19 protein-coding genes and 1 riboswitch are annotated in these 24,221 nt (G+C 41.5%); of the genes, 9 read left to right on the top strand and 10 right to left on the bottom strand.

Going from position 1 to position 24,221, the window contains the following annotated elements; genetic code table 11:
- Positions 1–48: 48 nt before the first annotated feature.
- Positions 49–1,242 carry a pyridoxal phosphate-dependent aminotransferase gene (locus tag D0T60_RS02355; protein ID WP_163216538.1) on the top strand — a complete coding sequence of 398 codons (1,194 nt, stop codon included), beginning with the start codon at positions 49–51 and terminating at the stop codon, positions 1,240–1,242.
- Positions 1,243–1,344: 102 nt separating this feature from the next.
- On the opposite strand, the gene D0T60_RS02350 is transcribed toward D0T60_RS02355, so the two are convergent.
- Positions 1,345–1,512 (bottom strand): DUF362 domain-containing protein, encoded by a 168-nt coding sequence (locus tag D0T60_RS02350; protein WP_163216537.1) that lies wholly within the window; start codon positions 1,510–1,512, stop codon positions 1,345–1,347.
- Positions 1,513–1,761: 249 nt separating this feature from the next.
- On the opposite strand from D0T60_RS02350, the gene metA reads away from it, so the two are divergent.
- The 3 genes from metA to D0T60_RS02335 are packed head-to-tail and all read left to right on the top strand — an operon-like array spanning position 1,762 to position 5,323.
- A complete protein-coding gene (gene metA, locus D0T60_RS02345) occupies positions 1,762–2,679 on the top strand; it encodes a homoserine O-succinyltransferase (RefSeq protein WP_163216536.1) in 918 nt (305 codons plus the stop codon).
- Positions 2,676–4,499 carry a U32 family peptidase gene (locus tag D0T60_RS02340; protein WP_163216535.1) on the top strand — a complete coding sequence of 608 codons (1,824 nt, stop codon included), beginning with the start codon at positions 2,676–2,678 and terminating at the stop codon, positions 4,497–4,499. Before metA ends, D0T60_RS02340 begins: the two co-directional genes overlap by 4 nt.
- Positions 4,496–5,323: a hypothetical protein gene (locus tag D0T60_RS02335; RefSeq protein ID WP_163216534.1), complete on the top strand. Its 828-nt coding sequence runs from the start codon at positions 4,496–4,498 to the stop codon at positions 5,321–5,323. Before D0T60_RS02340 ends, D0T60_RS02335 begins: the two co-directional genes overlap by 4 nt.
- 29 nt (positions 5,324–5,352) lie before the next feature.
- Here the strand turns inward: D0T60_RS02335 and D0T60_RS02330 are convergent, their stop codons facing one another.
- The 6 genes from D0T60_RS02330 to D0T60_RS02305 form a co-directional block, all read right to left on the bottom strand.
- Positions 5,353–7,713, bottom strand: a complete 2,361-nt coding sequence (locus D0T60_RS02330; protein WP_163216533.1) for a TonB-dependent receptor — start codon at positions 7,711–7,713, stop codon at positions 5,353–5,355.
- A gap of 74 nt (positions 7,714–7,787) precedes the next feature.
- Complete coding sequence (locus tag D0T60_RS02325; RefSeq protein ID WP_163216532.1) at positions 7,788–8,405, bottom strand: response regulator transcription factor; 618 nt, start codon at positions 8,403–8,405, stop codon at positions 7,788–7,790.
- Complete coding sequence (locus tag D0T60_RS02320) at positions 8,392–9,942, bottom strand: NAD(P)/FAD-dependent oxidoreductase (RefSeq protein ID WP_163216531.1); 1,551 nt, start codon at positions 9,940–9,942, stop codon at positions 8,392–8,394. Before D0T60_RS02320 ends, D0T60_RS02325 begins: the two co-directional genes overlap by 14 nt.
- A gap of 60 nt (positions 9,943–10,002) precedes the next feature.
- Entirely contained in the window at positions 10,003–10,389 is a 387-nt protein-coding gene (locus D0T60_RS02315) for a GxxExxY protein (RefSeq protein ID WP_163216530.1), read from the bottom strand.
- Positions 10,390–10,443: 54 nt separating this feature from the next.
- Complete coding sequence (radA, locus tag D0T60_RS02310) at positions 10,444–11,811, bottom strand: DNA repair protein RadA (protein ID WP_163216529.1); 1,368 nt, start codon at positions 11,809–11,811, stop codon at positions 10,444–10,446.
- 463 nt (positions 11,812–12,274) lie between these two features.
- Positions 12,275–13,315: an asparaginase gene (locus D0T60_RS02305; RefSeq protein WP_163216599.1), complete on the bottom strand. Its 1,041-nt coding sequence runs from the start codon at positions 13,313–13,315 to the stop codon at positions 12,275–12,277.
- Positions 13,316–13,858: 543 nt separating this feature from the next.
- Here D0T60_RS02305 and thrA point away from each other — a divergent pair.
- From thrA to thrC, 3 genes are all read left to right on the top strand, one after another.
- On the top strand, positions 13,859–16,294 hold the full coding sequence (gene thrA / locus D0T60_RS02300) for a bifunctional aspartate kinase/homoserine dehydrogenase I (protein ID WP_163216528.1): 2,436 nt from the start codon (positions 13,859–13,861) through the stop codon (positions 16,292–16,294).
- Positions 16,295–16,386: 92 nt separating this feature from the next.
- Positions 16,387–17,598, top strand: a complete 1,212-nt coding sequence (locus D0T60_RS02295) for a cofactor-independent phosphoglycerate mutase (RefSeq protein ID WP_163216527.1) — start codon at positions 16,387–16,389, stop codon at positions 17,596–17,598.
- Positions 17,599–17,696: 98 nt separating this feature from the next.
- A complete protein-coding gene (gene thrC / locus D0T60_RS02290; protein ID WP_163216526.1) occupies positions 17,697–19,001 on the top strand; it encodes a threonine synthase in 1,305 nt (434 codons plus the stop codon).
- 8 nt (positions 19,002–19,009) lie between these two features.
- Here the strand turns inward: thrC and D0T60_RS02285 are convergent, their stop codons facing one another.
- The 3 genes from D0T60_RS02285 to D0T60_RS02275 all read right to left on the bottom strand — a co-directional run bounded on the left by D0T60_RS02285 (position 19,010) and on the right by D0T60_RS02275 (position 22,682).
- Positions 19,010–19,651, bottom strand: a complete 642-nt coding sequence (locus D0T60_RS02285) for a thiamine diphosphokinase (RefSeq protein ID WP_163216525.1) — start codon at positions 19,649–19,651, stop codon at positions 19,010–19,012.
- A gap of 196 nt (positions 19,652–19,847) precedes the next feature.
- A complete protein-coding gene (gene pnuC / locus D0T60_RS02280) occupies positions 19,848–20,417 on the bottom strand; it encodes a nicotinamide riboside transporter PnuC (protein ID WP_163216524.1) in 570 nt (189 codons plus the stop codon).
- 3 nt (positions 20,418–20,420) lie between these two features.
- On the bottom strand, positions 20,421–22,682 hold the full coding sequence (locus D0T60_RS02275; RefSeq protein WP_163216523.1) for a TonB-dependent receptor: 2,262 nt from the start codon (positions 22,680–22,682) through the stop codon (positions 20,421–20,423).
- A 31-nt stretch (positions 22,683–22,713) separates the two neighbouring features.
- A riboswitch (TPP riboswitch) is annotated at positions 22,714–22,810 on the bottom strand.
- 252 nt (positions 22,811–23,062) lie between these two features.
- On the opposite strand from D0T60_RS02275, the gene argR reads away from it, so the two are divergent.
- Positions 23,063–23,536 carry an arginine repressor gene (gene argR / locus D0T60_RS02270; protein WP_163216522.1) on the top strand — a complete coding sequence of 158 codons (474 nt, stop codon included), beginning with the start codon at positions 23,063–23,065 and terminating at the stop codon, positions 23,534–23,536.
- Between the two features lie 34 nt (positions 23,537–23,570).
- The gene (locus tag D0T60_RS02265) at positions 23,571–24,158 is read left to right on the top strand and encodes a GNAT family N-acetyltransferase (RefSeq protein WP_163216521.1); all 588 of its coding nucleotides are present in this window, start codon (positions 23,571–23,573) and stop codon (positions 24,156–24,158) included.
- Positions 24,159–24,221 lie beyond the last annotated feature (63 nt).

Raw genomic sequence — 24,221 nt, 5'->3', positions numbered from 1 at the left:
TTTATTTTGCATCAAATATAGAAAAGTAATCCTATTAATTAAAACAAAATGAATCAGTTATCCGATCGTTTGAACAGTTTGTCTCCTTCGGAGACGCTTGCGATGTCGCAGAAGAGCAATGAGTTGAAAGCTCAGGGCATCGATGTGATTAATTTGAGTGTAGGCGAGCCCGACTTCAATACACCCGACCACATTAAAGAAGCTGCGAAGAAAGCCGTTGATGACAATTACTCTCGTTATTCACCCGTACCGGGATACCCGGCTTTACGCGAAGCTATTGTGAAGAAACTGAAACAGGAAAACGATTTGGATTATACAGCTGCACAAATTCTTTGTTCAAACGGAGCAAAACAATCAGTATGTAATGTACTGATGGCTCTTGTTGGTCCGGGAGATGAAGTGATTATTCCGGCTCCTTACTGGGTAAGCTACCCCGAAATGGTAAAACTGGCAGAAGGCAAAAGTGTGATTGTTACTGCCGGTATTGAGCAAGATTTTAAAATCACTCCCGCTCAGTTGGAAGCAGCTATTACTCCTAAAAGTAAAGCGTTGATTCTTTGCTCGCCTTCTAACCCTACAGGTTCTGTATATACTAAAGAAGAACTTCAAGGATTGGCGGCGGTGTTGGCAAAATATCCCAATATAATCATCATAGCTGATGAAATCTATGAGCATATCAACTACATTGGCAAACATCAAAGCATCGCTCAGTTCCCGGAAGTGCGCGATCGGGTAGTGATTGTAAATGGAGTTTCTAAAGCGTATGCGATGACCGGATGGAGAATCGGTTTCATTGCCGGTCCTCAATGGTTGGTGTCTGCTTGCAATAAATTGCAGGGTCAATATACCTCGGGTCCTTGTTCGGTATCTCAAAAAGCTGCTGAGGCTGCATACGTAGGTACTCAAAAGCCTGTGGCAGAAATGCGCGAAGCCTTTGAACGTCGTCGTAGCCTGATTGTGAAACTTGCTAAAGAAATTCCCGGATTTGAAGTAAATGTACCTCAAGGTGCTTTCTACCTGTTCCCTAAATGTGATTCATACTTTGGTAAGTCGGCAGGAGATCGCAGAATTAATGATGCAGGAGATTTGGCTATGTACTTACTGGAAGTAGGGCATGTGGCTTGTGTGGGAGGTGCGGCATTTGGTGCGCCTGAATGTATCCGTATGAGTTATGCCACTTCGGATGAAAATATTGTTGAAGCTATGCGTCGTATCAAGGAAGCATTGGCTCAATTAAATTAAGATATTTCAACTGGTTCTTCTCAAGGGTTTCTTCCTTGGAATAATAAAGGGCTGCTTCCTGAGGAAACAGCCCTTTGTATTTATCTCTGCTTGATAGTTTGATTAAGCAGGATGAATTGCTTCAGAAGGACATGTGTCGGCACAAGTACCACAATCTGTACATGCATCTGCATTGATTGAATAGATATCACCTTCCGAGATTGCTTCTACCGGACATTCGTCGATACAAGAACCGCAAGCAATACAATCGTCATTAATTACGTAAGCCATTTTTTCAAGATTTAATTATTAGTACTAATTATGTAACACAAAAATAAAGCTTTTATTCGGCTTTGCTATCTCTACATAGCAAAATTATCTTAATTTGTAATGTTTCTAAATAGTTACGAGTTACATGTTACAGGTTACAAGTGGGTTATGAATACATTTTTCCTCTTGTAAACGGTAACTTGTAACTCGTAACTTGTAACTCATAACTTAAAAAGCACTATTTTTGTACTTCAATAAACTATAAGTGGTATGCCTTTAAATTTACCCGACAGACTTCCTGCCATAGAGCTTTTGAAAGAAGAGAATATCTTCGTGATTGATAATTCCCGTGCTACACAACAGGATATCAGACCCCTGCGAATTGTCATTCTTAATTTGATGCCTCTGAAGATTACTACGGAGACAGATTTGATTCGTTTGTTGTCGAATACTCCTCTTCAGGTAGAAATAACGTTTATGAAGATGAAAAGTCATACTTCAAAGAATACTCCTGTGGAGCACATGCAGGCTTTCTACACCGATTTTGACCAGATACGCGGACAGAAATATGATGGCCTGATTATTACCGGAGCACCTGTGGAGCAAATGGAGTTTGAGGAAGTAAACTATTGGCAAGAGATTACAGAAATCTTTGACTGGTCTCGTACGCATGTTACGTCTACTTTCTATATCTGTTGGGCTGCGCAAGCCGGGTTATATTATCATTATGGAGTGCCTAAATATCCACTTGATAAAAAGATGTTCGGTGTGTTTGAGCATACACCATTAGATCCGTTGCTACCTATTTTCCGTGGTTTTGATGATGTGTTCTATGTACCTCACAGCCGACATACGGAGATACGCAAGGAAGATATACTAAAGAATCCGGAGGTTACTTTACTTTCCGAATCGGAGGATTCCGGCGTATACATGGCTATGGCAAGAAACGGACGTGAGTTTTTTGTAACCGGGCATTCGGAATATTCTCCTTTTACATTAGATACGGAATATCGTCGCGACCTTGATAAAGGACTTCCTATTGATATGCCTCAGAATTATTACAAGCATAATAATCCGGCTGAAGGACCTTTGGTGCGTTGGCGTGGGCATGCCAATTTGCTTTTTTCTAATTGGTTGAACTATTACGTATATCAAGAAACCCCATTCAATATCAACGATATTAAATGATAAAACAACGAAAGATAGAGTTATTGGCTCCTGCCAAAAACCTGGAATGTGGCATAGCAGCCATCGATCATGGTGCAGATGCAGTGTATATTGGTGCTCCTAAGTTTGGAGCACGAGCTGCGGCGGTTAATTCCTTGGAAGATATTACTGCATTAGTCAACCATGCTCATTTATATAATGCGCGTGTGTATGTTACGGTTAATACAATTCTGAAAGAAGAAGAACTGCCGGAGACAGAGCAGATGATTTGGGCGCTTTATAGAATAGGTGTAGATGCCTTGATTGTACAAGATATGGGTATTACACAGTTAAATATTCCCCCCATTCCCTTGCATGGAAGTACCCAGATGGATAATCGTACCCCGGAAAAGGTTAAGTTCCTGGCAGATTGCGGATTTCGGCAAGTAGTGCTGGCTCGTGAGCTTTCATTAGATGAAATTCGGCGTATTCATGAAGCTACGCCTGTGCCTTTGGAAGTCTTTGTGCACGGTGCTTTGTGTGTGAGCTATAGCGGACAGTGTTATGTAAGTCAGGCTTGTTTCGGAAGAAGTGCCAACCGCGGAGCGTGTGCCCAATTCTGTCGCCTGCCTTTTACCTTGCTCGATGCTGACAATAAAGCCATTTCTCGTGAAAAACATTACCTCTCTTTGAAAGATCTGAATCAGAGTGAACAGTTGGAACAGTTGTTGGATGCCGGTGCCTCTTCTCTAAAGATAGAAGGACGGTTGAAAGATGTTTCTTACGTGAAGAATGTAACTGCTGCTTATCGGCAAAAACTGGATGCCATCTTTAAACGTAGGTCTGAATATATACGCGCTTCCTCCGGTACATGTACCTATACTTTTAAACCTCAACTGAATAAGAGTTTTAGCCGTGGCTTTACAAATTACTTTCTGCATGGAAGGGGAGAAGACATACACTCATTCGATACCCCCAAATCATTGGGCGAGGAGATGGGGCGACTCAAAGAAATACGAGGGAATTATCTGACAGTAGCCGGAGTGAAGTCTTTTAATAATGGTGATGGTGCCTGCTTTATGGATGAACAAGGTAAGCTGCAAGGCTTCCGCATTAACAAAGTAGACGGAAATAAGCTGTACCCTCAAGAGATGCCCCGCATAAAACCTAAAACACTTCTCTATCGTAACTTCGATCAGGAGTTTGAGCGGGTGTTGTCTCATAAATCTTCGGATAGGAAGATGGCTGTATCCATCTTATTGGCAGAGAATAATTTTGGCTTTTCTCTTACCTTAACCGATGAAGACGAGAACAATATAACACTTGCCCTTCCTTATGAAAAGGAAGTAGCGCGTACCCCTCAACTGGAGAATATAAAGAAACAACTGGGCAAGCTGGGAAATACCCCCTTTGAGGCAGAACGCATTGATGTAGACTTTGCAGAGAATTGGTTTATTCCTGCTTCGGTTCTAACAGAATATCGCAGAGAGGCTATTGAGAAATTGATTACTGCCAGACGCATTAACTATAAACAAGAAAAGTCGGTTCTTAAACCAACTACCCATACTTATATTAGAGAAGAATTAACTTATCTGGATAATGTTTCGAACTCCGCCGCAGTTTCATTTTATCAGAAACATGGTGTTCAAAGCATAGCCCCTGCTTATGAGCAAAAACCGGAAGAAGGAGTTGCTTTAATGTTCTGTAAGCATTGCATACGATTTAGCATGGGATGGTGTAGAGTGCATCAGCAGGTTCAATCACCTTATAAAGAACCTTTTTATCTGCAATCTTCCGACGGAAGAAAGTTTAGACTTCAATTTGATTGTAAGAACTGTCAGATGAAAGTATTTGCTGTATGAACCCTTTAATGCCACTGAATACAAATCTGGAGCTGTTTATAGATTCAGCTCCATTGAGGATTCTCCCTCTGAAAGATTCTGTATGGTTATATCAAGGTGACCGGGTAGTGGTAGCAGAGTTTGATGTTCATCCGGTTGATAGTTCCGTCTGGGTAAAGCTGGCTCATAGCGAGGATGTTCAAGGATGGATTAACCAATCGGATATTGTAGATTCTTTTGTGCCGGCAGATAGTATTTCGCAGTTCATTCATTGGTTTAGTAACTCTTACGTTCCTTACTTTATAGCATTTGTGGCTATCTTTTTAAGCATTTGGATTTATAGATTATCTATAAGGAAGCAGACTAAGTTTGTGTTTTTTAATGATATAGGTAGTTTGTATCCATTATTTCTCTGTTTGCTGATGGCTACAAGTGCCACTGTCTATCAGTCTATTCAGATGTACGCTCCTGAAATGTGGCAATACTATTATTTTAATCCTACACTATCACCTTGGGAGGTTCCTTCTATTTTATCAGCCTTTCTATTATGTATTTGGGGAATTCTGATTGTTGGAATTGCTTCAACAGAAGTAGTTTTTCGTAGTTTGCCGTCGGGGTCAGCGCTTCTGTATTTGCTTGGTTTGGTTACTTCCTGTATCTTTTGCTACGTGTTTTTTATCTGGACTACCCGGATTTATTTAGGGTATATTTTCCTGTTGGGCTTTGCTTGCTTGTTTCTAATTAAATTGATAGGTAGTGCTCAGCATCAGTTTAAATGCGGAAACTGTGGCAAGGGGATAAAAAAGAAAGGGGCTTGTCCATTCTGTGGGGTGGTGAATGAATAGCCCCTTGTGTTTATTTTAATTCTTTGGTCCTAAAACCTACACCTCACCTCAACCCCCACCTGTACAGGTCGTCCTCTTTGTGCAAATCCGTTGCCCATACTTTCAAAGTAGAAAGCATCGTATTTCTTATTCAATATATTCTGTGCCCAGAAGGCAATCTGACCATTTCCTTTGTTGAATGCCAGTCTGCTATTTAGTGTACCATAGAAGGATTGGCTGACATCATTTTGTTCTGTCCAGTAAATGCGTCCGGCGCCGGCATAGTTCAAGTTGAACTGAATTTGATCTAACAGCTTGCAGGAAGTAAGGTTAGCTGTATACTGTCCGCCAACATTAAATGTGTGTTTGGGGGCAAAGGGCACTGTGTTTCCTTTATAGTCAATGCCATTTCCTGCATTATATTCTCTGAAAGTAGAACGGGTATATCCATACGTGGCATTAAAGCTCAATGCTTCGGAAAGAATGGTTCTTAAAGCAACCTCTGCTCCATAGCTACGGCTTTTACCGGCGTTGACAGTGATGCGACCTAATCCGGATTCTACAAATTGAGATATCTGTTGGTTTTTGGTATCCATGTAGAAAGCAGCCAGGTCTGCCTGCAAGCGACCTCCCCAGAAGGTAAGATGAGAACCTATTTCGTAACTCCATGTATGTTCTGGTTTATAGATAGATGCAGTATCCGGGTCAATCTTTACGGCAGGCATCATTTTGTCAATCATGGCTGCATACTTGTTGAATTTATTACTTTCCATTAGTGCTGTTTTCATAGAACCACGCATTTCCTGGGATACTAAGTCCGAGAACATCTGTACGTTATAGCCACCCGAGCGATATCCTTTGGATACAGTAAAGTAAATACTATTGTTTTTCTTCCATTCATATTGAAGGGAAAATTTGGGTAATAGTTGCATATAGTCATGATCTGCTTTTCCTTTCAATGTTGTAGGAGCTTCCATAGTGTCAACAGTAGGGAAGGGGGCTCCGGGCATCTGCATACTAAAATTGAAGTCAAGTGGATCGCTTTCGCAATCGTAGTCTATTTTAATCTTTTCATAATCTAATCTTAGTCCGGCTGTAAAAGAGAGCCCTTTGATGAATAAATCGTTAATAGTAGATTGATGATAAATAGCCGCATTCAATATAGGAGTTTTAAAATCATCTCGGATAGGTAATTGTGAATTGTTCACACTAAAAATCATTGTAGGAGCAGCCGGACTGTTTGGGAATTTGCTGTTTGCATTCTCCTCGATAGTAGTCCTTATACCTTCCTCCTTAAAAGTAACAGGTGCATTTGTCTTCAGCCATTGATAAAACCCGAAAGCCCCGGTAGTCCATTCCCATTTACGACCGGATTTAGATTTTAATATAACTTCCTCCGAAATGGTATTTATCTGCTGCTTTTGTTGCATGGTAAAGATATCGCGTTCGGTGAAATCCTGGTCAAGAAGCATATTGTCTTTTAGGTATTGATAACCTGTTACCATATTTAAAGTGAAATCTTTTGCCTGATACTCCATATTTACTCCGGCATTCAATAAATTACGGCGATAGTAAGTATTATCTTTAATAGAAATTTTGTCTATATAATCTTTCCTTTTGTCATCATCTTCCGGATTGACTCTTCCTGTATAAGCATAAGGATACCCTCCCTGATCGCTATACTCATAATTCACCGTTGCATCTATTTTAAAGTTTTGAGAAGGGAAATAGATCGCTCGGATACGTCCTCCGGTTGCATCGCTTTTATCAATCTTTTTATTGTTGAAACTGTTTTTGAAGAATCCTCCCGAATACTCATAAAAACCTCCTGCCGAGAATGCGAATTGATCCGACAAACGGTGATAATGAGTTACGGAAGCCTTGTAGCCATTGCGAGTGGCTGCTTCTATCTGAACATCTGTTCCTTGGTAGTTGAACGGATTCTTGGTATGTATCCGAATCAGTCCTCCCATTGTGTTGCGCCCGTAGAGAGTTCCTTGGGGACCGCGAAGGATGTCGATGCGTTCAACATCCGCATAACTGAAATCAAAAGCAGATTTATCAATAAAGGGGATATTGTCTACATAGAGCCCCACAGAAGGGGTGTTGATGCGCGAACCGATTCCACGGATATACACAGCCGATGTCATCTTAGAACCATAGTCGGGAATAAACATGTTAGGAACCAGTCCTGTAAGATTCTTAATTGAATTTACCTGATTTACCTGCATGTCTTGTTGAGAAAGAAGGGTAACAGAGGCAGGTTGCTCGCGCAACTTTCTGTTTTCTTTGGGCGAGGCTATCACCATTACTTCTTCAATGTCTACTACTTTTAAAGTGTCACGATCTTCTGCCAGTAAGTTGACAGTGAATAAGAAAGATAAGGCGATTAGAATAGCTGGTTTTTTCATTTATATTTAGCTTATTATTTTCTTTTGCAAAGAAACAATAACTATAATAACTACACAATCCTAATTTATGAGGATTATATTCTGTCCGCTTCTACATATCCATTCATTACGGCATACATGGTAAGTCCTGATACAGATTTGATGCCTAACTTCTCAGTGATATTTTTGCGATGTGTAATGACTGTCGTTAGGCTGATATTCAATTTATCGGCAATTTCTTTATTGATGTAGCCTTTGCTGACAAGCACCAACACTTCTATTTCCCGGGCAGATAGCTCTTTCTCTTCTTCCGGGGTGGGCAATGGTTTCTTTTCTTCGAAGAAACGCGCCAGTTCTGTTTGCATCTTCTGTTCGGGCAGAAAGATGTTTAGTATATGATTGCCGGCAGGTATCACTGTTCCGCCTACGCCATGCATCAATATGATGGTTTTCTCCTTGCGGGGCAGAAAGAAAGCATTGTAAAGCACATAAGTTTGCGAAGAAACAAAGTACCAGGTGTACATGTCGGGGGTATCGTCGGCAAATGCTCCGAAGTTGGGGAACATACGAACGATGCATATAGGGTCGATACCTTTTAATAACTCCCTTAAACCAATGGCAGAAAGGGTGTCGGGGGTGATGATGGCTATTTCGAGCCTCTCCCCGGCTCTCTCCGAAGGAGAGGCTGGGTGGTTGGAATTATTGTAAACCATGACTTAGGCTCTCCGCGCATCTTTCTCCATCTATGGCAGCCGAAACAATTCCACCTGCATATCCGGCTCCTTCTCCGCAAGGGAATAATCCACTAATGTTGATGTGCTGCAAAGTTTCTTTATCTCGCGTGATACGTACCGGAGAGGAAGTGCGGCTCTCTACCCCAATCATTAAAGCTTCGTTAGTAAGGAAGCCATGAGCACTCCGACCGAACTGAGTGAAAGCAGTCGATAACCTTTTGGTGATAAACTCCGGCATCCAGAAATGCAGGGGAGAAGATACCAGTCCCGGACTGTATGAACTGTCGGGCAAATCGAAACTCAATTTCTTTCTGGTGAAGTCTACCATTCGTTGGGCAGGTGCTGTTTGTTTCATGCCTCCTTGCAGCCAACTTTGTCTTTCTATCTCATGTTGAAACTTCATCATGGTTAAGGCTCCTGTTACTTCGGCAACATCTTCCGGATGCACCTCTACCACCATGCCCGAGTTACTCCATTTAGAACCCCGGTTGGAGGGCGACATACCATTTACCACTACCTGCTCCGGTTGGCTTGCCGCAGGAACAACAAACCCTCCGGGACACATACAGAAGCTATAAACACCGCGACCATCTACCTGAGTAACAAAACTATATTCGGCGGCAGGCAGGTATTTGCCTCGTCCTTCTTTATTATGGTATTGTATACGATCTATCAGTTCGGAAGGGTGTTCCAAACGTACTCCTACGGCGATGGCTTTGGGTTCAATAAATACATCGTTGTGGTATAACCATTGGTAAACATCCCGGGCAGAGTGTCCGGTAGCAAGGATAACAGGTCCGAGGAATGTTTTTCCGGTGTTGGTTTCGATGCCTTCTACTTTCTGTTTCTGAATGATAAGCCTGTCCATTCTTGTTTCGAAGTGTATTTCACCACCACATTGCAGAATGGTGTTTCGCATATTCTCAATGACTCGGGGCAGTTTGTCTGTGCCAAGGTGGGGGTGGGCATCTATCAAGATATTGGTGGAGGCTCCATGTTGGCAGAATACGTTTAATATCTTTTCTACATTTCCCCGTTTCTTGCTGCGGGTGTAGAGCTTGCCATCGGAGAAAGCACCTGCACCTCCTTCGCCGAAGCTATAGTTCGATTCCGGGTTTATCGTATGCTCTCTGCTGATCAGGGCAATGTCTTTACGACGGTCGTGTACGTTCTTTCCTCGCTCCACAATGATGGGGCGTATGCCTAACTCAATAAGTCGCAAAGCGGCAAATAGTCCGGCAGGGCCGGCACCTACTATAATTGCCTGAGGTTTACCCTCTACATTTTTATAGTCGACGCGTTGGTATTCGTCGTCTTTAGGCATCTCATTCAGGTAAACACGCACTTTGATGTTTACATAGATAGTGCGTTGGCGAGCATCAATACTACGTTTAAGTATACGGATGGCAGTGATGTCCTTTTTGTTAAATCCTTCCTCTTGGATGAGGTAGGAGGTTATGGACTGTTCGCTGGCGGCTTGCTCGGGGAGGATTCTTAGTTGGTATTCTTGTATCATAATTGTTTTTGTTTTGTTCACCACAGATTAACACAGATTTTCGCAGATTAATTTAGTAGTTTATAGTACGTATCTCCTTATTCCGTGTTGTAAATTAGTTTGGTTGAAGTTTATTAGCAGCCCTAAATGTAGTTTACTTAGTTTAAGGTAGCTCATAACTTGAGCAGTGTGTATTGGCAGCAGTTGGTCAACGGATTTTAGTTCAATAATAACCTTGTTTTCAACAAGAATGTCAATTCTATATCCACAATCAAGTTTCTGATTCATGTAAATAACCGGCAGCTCTTTTTGCTTTTCAAAAAAGAGATTCTCTTTTTCTAATTCATAACATAAACATGCTTCGTAAGTACTTTCCAGTAATCCGGGACCTAATTCCTTGTGAACCCTGTATGCACACCCTATAATCTTATATGATAAATCATTTATTTCTTTATCTACTATAGCCATATCTTTAATATAATAATCTGTGGAAATCTGTGTTAATCTGTGGTGAACAATAAATCACCCAAAGAGGCACCTAAACGCCTCCTCCACCTTCCTCACCGCCACCAGCTCAATCTTTATTTTCTTTCTATCCAGCCCCTGCAAATTATACTTAGGCAATATAAACTGTTTGAATCCCAGTTTCTCCGCTTCGCTAATCCGTTGCTCTATCCGGTTTACGGGGCGAATCTCCCCTGATAACCCAATCTCCCCTGCCATGCATACCCCTGTTTCTATGGCCGTATCCATATTCGACGAGAGGATGGCACTGATTACAGCTAAGTCGATAGCCGGATCGTTCACCTTCAACCCTCCGGCAATATTCAGGAATACATCCTTTTGGGCCAGTTTGAACCCTACCCGTTTTTCGAGCACAGCCAGCAACATATTCATGCGACGAATATCGAACCCGGTGGCCGAACGCTGCGGATTTCCATACACCGCAGAACTTACAAGCGCCTGTGTTTCAATCAGGAAAGGACGAACCCCCTCGATGGCCGAAGCAATGGCTACGCCACTCATCCCCTCATGATCTTGAGAGAGCAGTAACTCCGAAGGATTACTCACCTGCCTGAGTCCATCTTGACGCATTTCATAAATTCCCAGTTCGGCAGTACTCCCAAAGCGATTCTTGATGCTTCGGAGAATGCGGTACATATAATGCTGATCGCCTTCGAACTGCAAAACGGCGTCTACAATATGCTCCAGCACTTTCGGACCCGCTATACTTCCCTCTTTGTTGATATGACCGATGAGGATAACCGGAATATGCGTTTCTTTGGCAAACCGTAAGACAGAAGCCGAACATTCCCGTACCTGTGATACGCTGCCCGGAGAAGACTCAATGGCTTCTGTAGAAATAGTCTGGATGGAATCAATCACCACCAGTTCCGGACGAATATTCTTGATGTGCACATAAATCTGCTCTAAAGATGTTTCGCATACAATGTAACAATTGTCCGAAGCATGAGTAATGCGGTCGGCACGGAGCTTCAACTGCCGGGCACTTTCCTCGCCGGATACATAAAGGATGCGTTTCTCCGGTATATGAAGTACTGTTTGCAGAATAAGGGTTGATTTACCAATGCCCGGTTCACCTCCCAGCAATACTAAAGAGCCCGGTACTAACCCGCCTCCCAATACACGATTGAGCTCTTCGTCGTGCATATTGATGCGTGGTTCGTCTCCTGCTTCCACATCGCGCAGCATCATAGGCTTTGCTTTGGTGGTTTCCATACCCGACACAGGACGAAGTTTGGAAGGTTCCTTGCGTACAATCTCTTCTACATAAGTGTTCCATTCTCCACAAGAGGAACATTTGCCCACCCATTTCGGGGAGTCCTGTCCACAGTTGCTGCATACATATACGGTTTTTTCTTTAGCCATTGGGGTTGTTTTTTAATCAAAACTACGATTTTGTGATTATTGTGAGGCAAAGGTATGAAATAGAAAACAAATTGAGCTCATAAAGTGCGCGTTATGGCACAAAACGCTCATTTTCGAGAGATAATTTTCGAATTATTTTCTAAGTATCAGATTGTAAGCAGGTTGTGTTTTTGTGTTGTCGTCCTTTTTCTCTGTTGCTTCCATCTATTTCGATTGCCGGTAGCATTTCAGTTAACTGTCGGTAGTATTTCGGTCGATTGCCGGTAGCATTTTAATCAGTTGCCGGTAGGCCTTTTTTCTAAATTTATTTTCTACTTCTGCTTCTTATCATCATCAGTAGTATTCTACTACAATATATTGTTATAGGGTCGCTATAACGAACGCTATACTTTAGGTTTATGCTTTTTTGTTGAAGAAATGTGACTTTTTTAGTTGTGAGCATTGCGCCCAGTGTGTTCTTTATTTACTGAATAGTGATTTCTCCTACCATCGGCTCATTCATTCGTAGTCTTACTTCTCCGGGCGAGTAACCTTTTCCCAGCAGATACATCAGTTTGGTGATGGCGGCCTCTGTGGTACTGTCGTGCCCGCATACTACTCCTGATCTAAGTAGCTGATAGCCAGTTTTGTATCTTTTCATTTCTACGCTTCCGGCGCTGCATTGGGTTACGTTTACAATAACAATACCCCGTTCGCTGGCTTCGCTAAGATGGCGAGTGAACCATTCCTTCTGCGGAGCATTTCCGGAACCATACGTTTCTAATACCACTCCTTTCAGGCCTTCGATATTAAGAATGGACTTTACCACACCCTCCTGAATACCCGGAAACAGTTTCAGTATAGCTACATTGCTATCCATCTTATAATGGGGCTTCAATGTTTGCTTATACGACTTAGGGTAGTTGAATAAATGATTGTAGCGTATGTGTATGCCTGCGGTGGCTAAAGCCGGGAAATTGCAAGAACGGAACGCATTGAAGTTCTCTGCGTTCAATTTTGTTGTCCGGTTACCACGCATCAAATGGTTTTCGAAAAATATACAAACTTCCGGCACTACGGGTTTGCCTTCTTTATCTTGTTCGGCAGCAATTTCGATACTCGTCATCAGGTTCTCTTTTCCATCGGTTCTAAGCACTCCAATGGGTAGTTGCGACCCTGTAAATATAACAGGCTTGTTTAAACCTTCGAGCATAAAACTGAGAGCCGACGCTGTATAAGCCATCGTATCTGTTCCATGCAGAATAACGAAGCCATTGTATTTATCGTAATTATCGAATATTATTTTAACTAATCTGCTCCACATGTCCGGCTCCATATCCGAAGAGTCCATAGGAGGATCAAACTGATAAGTATCTATACGGAAAATGAAACGGCGCAACTCCGGTATATATTTCTGGAGCTGGTCGAATTTAAAATTTTCAAGTGCACCGGTTTCTGGATTTTCAATCATCCCAATGGTTCCGCCGGTATATATTAATAAAACTGAGGCACTTTCAGGGCACATAAGAAAAAGAATGTTGTTCCCTGCAAAGATAGTAATATTTTTGGTTCGCGGTTTCAAATTGTCAATAAATAAACCGATCATTTGCTTGTGCCTGATTTGTTTGGTGTTAAAATGATAATACTATAGGTTGCTATTTTCTTTGCCTTCTTCTGTTTTCATGTGCTTTTAATGCAAAATAATCGCAAAAAGTGATAGAATGAATAGAATTATTTGTATTTTTGCAGCACTTATCAATCTAAAAGGCGTAGAAATAGAGATTATGATTAAGAACTACTCACATACTACAACGACGATGTGTATATGTACCATGACCCTTAGGGGTTAAGGAAAGTTCTTGTGTATCTACGTGATCCACGTTTGCAAAGGCAGACAAAATCATTTAAGTTTTTTAGTTTTGAGTTTATAGTTTAGAGGGTAAACTGTTTTTGAAGTAAATGGAAACTCAAAAAACTCACCACCCATAAACTCAACCCTACAAACTCAAAACTATAAACTACAAACTTAAAACTACAAACTTAAAACTCAAAAACTCAAACCCAATATATGAAAGTAATGAAATTCGGCGGAACATCCGTAGGTTCCGTGAACAGCATTTTAAACGTAAAGAAAATAGTCGAGTCGGTAAAAGAACCGGTTATTGTAGTTGTATCTGCTTTAGGCGGAATAACCGACAAGTTAATTAATACCTCTAAAATAGCCGCTTCGGGCGATTCCGGTTACGAAACGGAATTTCAAGAGATAGTCTATCGTCATGTAGAAATGATTAAAGGGGTGATCCCTGCCGGAGATCGGCAAGTTGTTCTGCAAAAGCAAGTAGGAGAACTCTTGAACGAACTTAAAGATATTTATCAAGGTATTTACCTGATTAGAGATCTCTCTCCTAAAACTGCCGATACCATTGTTAGTTACGGCGAAAGACTTTCGTCTATCATTGTAGCCGAACTGATTAAGGATGCTCAATGGTTCGACTCGCGTACCTTTATTAAAACAGAGAAGAAACACTCCAAACATATTCTGGATGCAGAACTATCGAACCAACTGATAAGTGAAACTTTTAAGAATAAGCCTAAGGTTGCCGTACTTGGTGGTTTTATTTCGTCGGATAAAACTTCCGGCGATGTAACCAATCTGGGTCGTGGCGGATCGGACTATACCGCTGCCGTTATTGCTGCTACCCTTGATGCTTCTATTCTGGAGATCTGGACAGATGTAGACGGATTTATGACTGCCGATCCTCGTGTGATTTCTTCGGCTTATACCATCGATGAGCTTAGTTATGTAGAGGCTATGGAGCTTTGTAACTTTGGGGCTAAGGTGGTATATCCTCCAACAATCTATCCGGTTTGCCATAAGAATATTCCTATTCTGGTAAAGAATACCTTCAACCCCGAAGGAAAAGGAACCATCATTATACAAAAGAATGGCAATAGCGAAGGAAAAGCGATTAAAGGAATTTCATCTATTAATGATACCAGCTTGATTACTGTACAAGGGCTTGGTATGGTAGGGGTAATCGGTGTAAACTACCGTATATTCCGTGCGTTGGCTAAAAACGGAATCAGTGTATTCCTTGTATCTCAGGCTTCTTCGGAAAACAGTACTTCCATCGGAGTGCGTAATGATGATGCAGATTTGGCTTGTCAGGTATTGAACGAAGAGTTCGCCAAAGAAATAGAGATGGGAGAGATTACCGAAATCTCTGCGGAAAAAGGATTGGCCACTGTGGCTATTGTAGGCGAAAACATGAAGCATACTCCCGGTATTGCCGGAAAGTTGTTTGGCACATTGGGTCGCAACGGTATCAATGTAATTGCTTGTGCACAAGGAGCTTCGGAAACAAACATCTCGTTTGTGGTAGATGAGAAATCATTGCGCAAATCACTGAACGTTATTCACGACTCCTTCTTCTTGTCCGAATATCAGGTGCTTAACCTCTTTATCTGCGGAACAGGTACTGTAGGAGGAAGCCTAATCGACCAGATACGTTGCCAACGTCAGAAGTTAATGGAAGAAAACGGACTGGTACTTAATGTAGTAGGTATTGCCGATAATGTGAAAGGCTTATTTAACCGCTCGGGCATCAACCTCGACAACTATCAGGAAGATTTATACAAAACAGGCATGGATAGCAGTCCGCAAATACTTCGTGATGAGATTATCGGAATGAATATCTTCAATTCCGTATTTGTAGATTGTACTGCCAGTTCTGACGTTGCTTCGTTGTACAAAGACCTTTTGCAGCATAATATTTCGGTGGTGGCCGCCAATAAAATTGCAGCTTCTTCTGAATATGACAACTATATAGAATTGAAGCAGATAGCCCGAAAGCGTGGTGCTAAATACTTGTTTGAAACCAATGTAGGAGCAGGACTACCCATTATCAATACAATAAACGACCTGATACACAGCGGCGACAAGATATTAAAAATAGAAGCCGTACTTTCCGGTACATTAAACTATATCTTCAATAAAATCAGTGCGGATATTCCTTTCAGCAAAACCATTAAGATGGCACAGGAAGAACGCTACTCCGAACCCGATCCACGTATCGACCTAAGTGGAAAGGATGTAATCCGTAAACTGGTAATCCTTGCCCGTGAAGCCGGCTATAAACTGGAACAAGAAGATGTAGAGAAACACCTCTTTGTGCCCGATTCTTTCTTCGAAGGCACATTGGATGACTTCTGGACACGCATCCCGGAATTAGATGCCGACTTTGAAGCACGTCGCAAAGTATTGGAGAGCGAAAACAAACACTGGCGATTTGTGGCTAAGTTTGAAAACGGAAAAGGTTCTGTCTCTTTACAAGAGGTAGATTCCAAACACCCATTTTTTAACCTGGAAGGAAGTAATAACATCATTCTGCTTACCACTGAACGCTATAAAGAATACCCGATGATGATTCAGGGATACGGAGCAGGCGCCAGTGTAACCGCCGCCGGTGTATTTGCAGATATTATGAGTATTGCCAACGTTTAAATTAGTTGAGAGTTGAGAGTTGAAAGTTGAGAGTTACCATGCGGCATCGTAACTCTCAACTCTCAACTCTCAACTCTCAACTCTCAACTATTATGAAACATATAATAATTCTCGGAGACGGTATGGCCGACTGGCCGGTAAAATCTCTGAATAACAAAACTTTGCTTCAACATGCCAATATTCCTTATATGGATATGTTGGCAAGTATGGGGCGCAACGGACTGTTGGCAACCGTTCCCGAAGGATTTCATCCCGGGAGCGAAGTTGCCAATCTTTCTGTATTGGGGTATGACTTATCTAAAGTATATGAAGGTAGAGGTGTACTCGAAGCTGCCAGCATGGGGGTAGATGTGTTGCCCGGAGAAATAGCCATGCGTTGTAACCTGATTTGTGTGGAAGACGGTCGGATTAAGAATCATTCTGCCGGACACATTACATCCGAAGAAGCGGCGGAGTTGATAAGCTATCTGCAAAAAGAGTTGGGTACAGAAGCGGTTACTTTTCATCCCGGAGTGTCTTATCGCCATCTGTTGGTTGTAAAAGGAGGCAAGAAAGAATTAACTTGTACCCCTCCGCATGATGTGCCCGGTAAGGAATTTGCTCCTTTATTAATAAAACCGATTGTTCCCGAAGCCGAAGAAACAGCCAGACTGCTTAATGAACTGATTCTACGTTCGCAAGAGTTGCTGAAGAATCACCCAATCAATCTGAAACGTATGGCAGAAGGCAAAGACCCGGCTAATAGTATTTGGCCTTGGTCGCCGGGGTATCGTCCTCAGATGGAGCCACTTTCGAGTACTTATCCGCAAATCAAATCCGGAACAGTAATCTCTGCTGTCGATCTGATTCAAGGAATAGGAAGATATGCCGGTTTGCGTAAGGTAGAAGTAGAAGGTGCTACCGGACTTTATGATACGAACTATAAGAATAAAGTAGCCGCTGCATTGGAAGCGTTAAAGTCAGAAGATTTTGTATATCTCCATATCGAAGCCAGCGATGAAGCCGGGCACGAAGGAGATGTTTCGCTTAAAATAAAGACTATTGAAGATCTGGACAGCCAGGTAGTCGGCCCTGTTTATGAAGCCGTGAAAGGTTGGGGTGAACCCGTGGCTATTGCCATTCTTCCCGATCATCCTACCCCTTGCGAATTGCGTACCCATACCTCAGAACCGGTTCCCTTCCTGATCTGGTATCCGGGTATTGAGGCAGATGGTGTGGAAGCGTATAATGAAGAAGCAGCCAAGCAAGGAGTGTATGGGCTGCTGAAAGGAGATGAGTTTATGAATGAATTTATGGATAATTAAACCACAGATTAACACGGATTTTCACGGATTATTATTCTGAATTAAGTTTTTAATCTGTGTAAATCCGTGTTAATCTGTGGTGAATAAAAGATAAAACAATGAAATACTACAGTACCAACCAGCAAGCCCCTTTAGCCTCCCTGCAAGAAGCAGTAGTCAAAGGATTGGCCTCCGACAAAGGGCTTTTCATGCCCGAAAGCATTAAACCCCTCCCAAAAGAGTTTTATGATAAAATAGATACCTATTCTTTTCAGGAAATAGCCTACCGGGTAGCCGATGCTTTCTTTGGCGAAGATGTTCCGGCAGATGTATTGAAAGAAATTGTATATGATACCCTTAACTTCGATGTTCCTTTAGTGAAAGTGACCGATACGATTTATTCACTGGAATTGTTTCACGGACCCACACTTGCCTTTAAAGATGTAGGTGGTCGCTTTATGGCTCGTTTATTGGGCTACTTTATCAGAAAACAGGGGCAAAAGAACGTGAATGTGTTAGTTGCTACTTCCGGAGATACAGGTAGTGCGGTGGCCAACGGATTTCTGGGGGTAGACGGTATTCATGTGTATGTACTCTATCCCAAAGGGAAGGTGAGCGAGATACAAGAAAAGCAATTCACCACCTTAGGACAAAATATCACAGCTTTAGAAGTAGAAGGTACGTTCGATGATTGCCAAGCTCTGGTAAAAGCTGCGTTCATGGATAAAGAGCTGAATGATCATTTGTTGCTTACCTCTGCCAATTCTATTAATGTGGCTCGTTTCCTGCCACAAGCTTTTTATTATTTCTATGCTTATGCTCAGTTAAAGAAGCTTGGCAAGGAAGGCAGTGCCGTTATTTGTGTTCCAAGCGGTAACTTTGGTAATATAACTGCCGGGTTATTTGGCAAACAAATGGGATTACCTATAAAACGCTTTATTGCAGCCAATAATAAGAACGATATCTTCTATCAGTATTTGCAAACAGGTAAATATAATCCGCGTCCTTCCATTGCTACCATTGCCAATGCTATGGATGTAGGAGATCCCAGCAACTTTGCTCGTGTACTCGATTTATACAAGAACTCACACGAAGCAATTGCCGCCGAAATAAGTGGCACTACTTATACAGACGACCAGATTCGCGAAACGGTGAAGAATGTATATAAAGAAACCGGTTATTTGTTAGATCCTCATGGCGCTTGTGGCTATCGTGCCCTTCAGGAAGGATTGAAAGAAGGAGAAACCGGTGTATTCCTTGAAACAGCCCATCCTGCCAAATTCTTGGAGACAGTAGAAAGCATCATCGAAGATAAAGTGGAAATACCTGCCAAACTACAGGAATTCATGAAAGGTGAGAAGAAGAGCTTGCCTCTGACAAAGCATTTTGAAGATTTCAAGAAGTATCTATTAAACGTAAAATAGAGTTTCTTCTAAATTATATTCCTGAACAAGAGATACTTGCCATTGGCCCAAATGGTAATGTTCTCTTGTTTAGCTTCGTTCAGTGTGCCTTGCCACCAGTTAGTAAATCCCCGAAGTGGGTAGGCAACCCCTTCGCCTTCCATCCGGGTAGCAGTGAAGTTAATAATGGATATTTGTTCTTCAGGTATACATTCAAAAGTTGCATTCCCGCAAACGGCATTGAAAATACCATAGTTAGTCACCATCTGCACCCGAACTTCATCCATATAATCAATTAACAGGCTGATGTTTCCTAAGGTATGATCCTCTCTTTTACCTGTGGCACCTACTATAATAATATCTTTTCTTCCCTGCTCAATACAGTAATTGACTGCTTTCGTCTGATCATTTGTTTCCTGATCGTTATTAAAGTGAAGAATGTCTGCAAACCGATCTTTGTTTTCTGATGAGAGCGAATCTCCATCTCCGATAATGGCATTGGGAATGAATCCTCTTTTTATATATTCATTAGCAGCACCATCGCAACAAACTACATATTTGGCTTGTTTCAGTAAAGCCAAAGGAAGAGAATGGGTTGGGAATTCTCCATTGGCCAGAATAACAGTTTCGGGAATCGTTTTTGTGGATATAAGTGGGTAATGTTTTATCATATTAAGTGCAAAATAAGTATTATGGGTACGCGGAAAAAGCAGAATGAGCGGATGAACGCGGAATAATAATAAAGCAAATCCAAACAAACAGGATTTATTTAGTTCAGTAAATTAAAATTCCGCGTTCATCCGCTTATTCCGTTTCTTCCGCGTATCTATGTTTAAAAGTAATATAGGCTTCATCTTTAGAATTGCTCTACACCTTCATCATTTTTCTCCATTTTAAGTAGCCAAAGATAGCAATTACCGAGTAAAGTCCATATAACCCTGCCGTATAATCGAGTCCCTTATAAATGTATAACCCACAACTCACCACATCCACTGCAATCCACACCAACCATTGTTCCACATATTTTCTGGCCAACATCCACATGGCGACAATACTTAATGCAGTCGTAAAACTGTCAAGCCAAGGTACTGTACTGTCTGTATAAGTAATTAATATCCATGCAATGAGAAAGAAAGCAATGAAGAAGGCAACAGAAAGAGGAAGAATTGTTTTTGATGGCATATAGGTAATCGGTAACTCTGCCTTATCTTTTTTCTCTTTTCCACTTCCTTTCAGCCAAACGATCCACCCGTAAACAGATGCCAACAAGAAATATACATTGATTCCTGTATCTGCATACAAGCCTGCGTTATAATATACAAAGATATAGATAGCAGGCATAATGATGCTTGCTATCCATAAGTAAATACTAGCTTTGTACTCTAACCAAAGATAGAGCAACCCTACAAACGTTCCTATAATTTCTAAATAATCCATCCGTTAAAAGCGAAGCGTTAGATTAAATAAAACATTGGTTCCTGCCATCGGGTAGAAACATGGATCATTGGAAACACGCCAATTGTTGGTTGGGTTCCCATTTGAATCTGTCTGATAAACAGCAGCCGTCTGTGAATATCCGTTTGTTTCATATTTGGTGTTGAACAGATTATAAACAGAGGCACCTACGGTTATACTCTTTACATGTCTGATCTTGAATGTATATCCCGCATGCAGATGATTAACAAAATAAGCATCCAACGAGTTTTCTTTATCCCCCGCATTATCTAAATACTGGCGGCTCACATACTGCGATTGGAAAGAAGCACTCCATCCCGATAACTCAAAGTTGATTAAGCTTCCTGCCATAAAGGAAGGGGAGAAAGCAATAGGAGTATCACCCAAATACCGCTCAGTCTGTGTATATAGTTCACTGCCTTTGTCGGAGTAATCGCTCAGATATTCGGTGTAGTTCTTAATGCGATTCTTACTCCAGGTAGCATTCACATCCCATCGAAGGTAATCGGTGAGTTTAACACCTGCTGTCAGCTCCACACCCATGCGATAACTGTCTTTTACGTTTTCGGCCATTGGTTCTCCAATATCATTCAGGTTTCCGTTTAATACTAATTGGTCTTTGTAATCCATATAATAAAGGTTGATTCCTGCGGTAAAGCAACTGTTCCGGTAAGTATAACCTAACTCGTAATCGAACAACTTTTCTGCTTTGGGATGCTTATCAAACAATCCGTCTGTATAATTATTGCGGGTCGGTTCTTTCTGGGCAACAGCAAAGGAGGCATATACATTATTATTTGGATTGATTTGCCAGAAAACACCCGCTTTAGGATTGAAGAAGTTGAAGTCCTTATCAATATCGAGGAGCTGTGGCCTTTCAGGTTCAGCGCTCCAATCCCACTTATCATTATTTCCTTTTATTTGGTAATTGATAGATCGATACTGTAAGTCAGCATAAAGGTTGAAGCCCTTTGTTAATTCATAATTGGCTTTGGCATAGATATTACCATCCAACTTCTCTCCCTTATTACGATAATATTCATGATCGGGAGCAAGGTATCCGATATAGTTTTTTACCCAGATTACTTGTCCGTAGTGATCATTCTTATAATGATTGAGGCCTCCGCCGATAGAGCCATCCAGTCTGTTGTTTTTATAATTGAAAGAGAAAATACCTCCACCAAATCCACTATCTACATGCTTGCGGCGTATCAGATTGCTTTTGTCATAGTTAATTCCATCTATTATATAAGAAAGAAGACTATATTCTTTCAGTGTCCGGTCATTTTTATATTCTTCGTAATAACCATTTCCATCTGTATAATGCAGAGCTACATTCATGTTCCATGCAGAAGAGAAAGAATGATTAAAGAGCAACTGATAATGAGTTTGCTTATAATGATCTAACTGATTATCATAAAAGCCCATCTCTACCTTTCCATCTTTAATTTTTCCGTTTGGGTTATAACGACGGTCTGTCTTCAACCTCTCCCGACTTATCCCGTCCCAGGCATGATACGTTTCCTCTTTACCACCAAAGGTGATAAACTTAATGCTTGAATTCTCACCGTAATATCCTGCCTGTGCAAAGTAAGATTTCAAATCCGAAGAAGCACGATCCCTGTATCCATCACTCTGAATGTTAGAGATACGAGCATCGAATGCCCAATGATTGTTTATTAACCCCGAACCTACTTTAAAGGTTTCTTTATGTGTATTGAAAGAACCGTAGGAGCCGGAAAACTCTCCATAAGCTTTCGAAGGAATCCCCTGCGTCTTCATATTAATGCTTGCACCGAAAGCGCCCGAACCGTTGGTAGACGTTCCTGCGCCTCGTTGTATCTGCAAATCTTCCAAAGAAGAAGCTAAGTCGGGAGTATTTACCCAATAAATAGCATGGCTCTCGGCATCATTCATCGGAATGCCATTGGTGGTGATATTAATACGGGTAGCATCCGTTCCGCGCACACGAATACCTGTATAGCCAACTCCTGAACCTGCGTCCGAAGTAGTTAATACCGATGGGGTGGCAGTAAGCAGAAAGGGGATATCCTGCCCGAAGTTTTGTTTCTCCAATTGCTTTTTACTCACGTTTGTAAATGCTACGGGAGTCTTGGAAGTGGCTCGTGTAGATATAACTACTTCCTGAAGATTCACCATCTTTACACTGTCTTTAGAGGAACTTTGGCTGTATACATGTATTCCTACACAACAAAGACTCATTAGCATCGCTGCTTTCCTTTTCATTTTCGATAAGTTTTTTTGTTAAACAGAAAAGGGGTACTTTTCTATATCTTCCCTCCGCCGGTATTACCCGGATCAGGTCAATGGGTATGATCTCAGCCCGTTATTTTAGGGCACCCCTCACATGAAAATTTGTTCCAAAACACGTTTGTTTTGGTAAACGCCTGCAAAAGTAGACAAAAATACTCGATTTATAAACGAATCTAATAGAATTAAGGATAAACACAGAGGTACTGTACTCATTAATAGAATAGCTTTAATGCGGCATTATAGATACAATAAAGAATGTAATATGGCATAAAAACTCAAAAAAAGAGCTGTTTTATGCATAAATCTATGAAATAATGCATACTTTTGCAGTCTATTTGGAATAATTATACGACATGAAGAAGAAAGCGGATCGATTAGATACTATCAAAATTATTATTTCCAGCAAAGAAGTCAGTTCTCAGGAAGAATTGTTGCAGGAACTTATGAATGAAGGGTTTGAGCTAACGCAAGCCACTCTTTCCCGCGATCTGAAACAACTAAAAGTAGCCAAAGCTGCCAGTATGAACGGGAAGTATGTATATGTATTGCCTAACGATATAATGTATAAGCGGAATACAGAACAATCGTCTACCCGTGATATGCTGATGAACAGCGGCTTTATTTCGTTGCAGTTTTCGGGCAACTTAGCTGTCATAAAAACCCGCCCGGGGTACGCAAGCAGCATTGCTTATGATATTGATAACCGCGACTGTAAAGATATTATTGGCACCATTGCAGGAGATGATACTATCCTATTGGTGTTGAAAGAAAATACAAGCAGAGTTTCTGTTGAGAATTGTCTGAGTTTTATAATGCATAATAAATAAATTAAAGGGTTCCATTTTATAACAAGGAATGTAAATGAAAGATTCAATTGATGTAATGGTGGCCGATGCCTCCCATGAAATTTACGTGGACACCATACTTAACACAATAACCGAAGCCGCGAAGGTAAGAGGTACAGGAATTGCCAAAAGAACACATGAGTATTTGGCACAGAAAATGAAAGAAGGGAAAGCAATTATAGCCCTTGCCGGCGATGAATTTGCAGGTTTCTGTTATATCGAAAGTTGGGGGAATAAACAATACGTAGCCAATTCCGGGCTTATTGTAGTAGAAAAATTTCGTGGGCACGGATTGGCAAAGCGAATAAAGAAAGCGGCATTCGCCCTTTCTCGCTTACGATGGCCACATGCCAAACTGTTTGGGCTAACCAGCGGAGGAGCTGTGATGAAGATTAATACAGAGCTTGGATACGTACCCGTACCCTTCTCGGAGTTGACAGACGATGAGTCTTTCTGGAAAGGTTGCGAGGGTTGTGTCAATCATGATGTGCTCATGCGTACCGATAGGCGTTACTGTATTTGTACTGCTATGCTTTTTGATCCGGCCTCTCCCCCGGCCCCTCTCCGAAAGAGAGGGGAGGAAGAAGAAAAAGAAGAAATATAAATAATATAAGCCACAACTCCATTCTCCCTCTCCTTTGGAGAGGGTTGGGGAGAGGCTCTAATT

It is taken from the genome of Bacteroides sp. 224 (genome assembly GCF_010500995.1).
Lineage (GTDB): Bacteria > Bacteroidota > Bacteroidia > Bacteroidales > Bacteroidaceae > Bacteroides.
Note: the sequence above shows the minus strand (reverse complement) of the source record. Positions and strands in the feature narration are given on the sequence as shown.